Origin of the sequence: Parapedobacter sp. ISTM3, assembly GCF_016533505.1 — a bacterium.
In the GTDB taxonomy this organism is placed as follows: Bacteria; Bacteroidota; Bacteroidia; order Sphingobacteriales; family Sphingobacteriaceae; genus Parapedobacter; species Parapedobacter luteus.
Map to the genome: position 1 here is coordinate 1 of NZ_JAENGN010000068.1, position 617 is coordinate 617.

At 64.5% G+C, this 617-nt stretch carries 1 pseudogene; it reads right to left on the bottom strand.

Annotation, left to right across the window (positions count from 1 at the left end):
* Window positions 1-617, bottom strand: a pseudogene (locus JHJ32_RS22655) (hypothetical protein); the annotation flags it as partial.

Sequence of the window (617 nt, forward strand, 5' to 3'; positions counted from 1 at the left end):
GTGCTGTGCAGCTGCTTCGTCCGCAGCTGACCGACCTCGTTGTAAACGTTGCGCGATACCAGCGTGCGCGTACCCGTGTTCAGCGTCTTCCACGTGTCAACCGCACGCCCGCGGTGGTCGTACGTACGCTCCGTCCTAACCGTCGCCGAAAGGCTACCTCCGGAATAGTGCCGGCGCGTACCCGCAAGCACCTGCCCCGTGAAGCTGTACTCCGTGGCGATGTCGTCATAGTTATTCGTCGCGGCCGTGCCCCCCCGGTAGTGCTGCCGGTATTCCCGAACCGCATTGCCGCGGTCGTCATAGTAAACCGCGCTCCAAAGGTACTGCGGCGTGCCCAGCACCTGAACACGCGACACCGTCGGAAGACCCCTGGTCATCCCGCTGTAGTCCGTGCGCCTGTAGGCTGCCGGAAGGCCCGCAATGTTGTAGTCGTCATAAAACTGCTCGGTAAGCACCGTCATCCCCGTGGCCGGCCACGAACGGCTCGTGTAGGCCGTACCGGCCGTGTTCCGCTCCTCCCACTGGTTCCCCGGAGCCTGCCCGTCAACAAGCCCCTGCACCGCCGTGCGGTAGTCCGTGCCCGCCGTCGCACCGTAGTTGTAAAGCCCCGTCTGCAC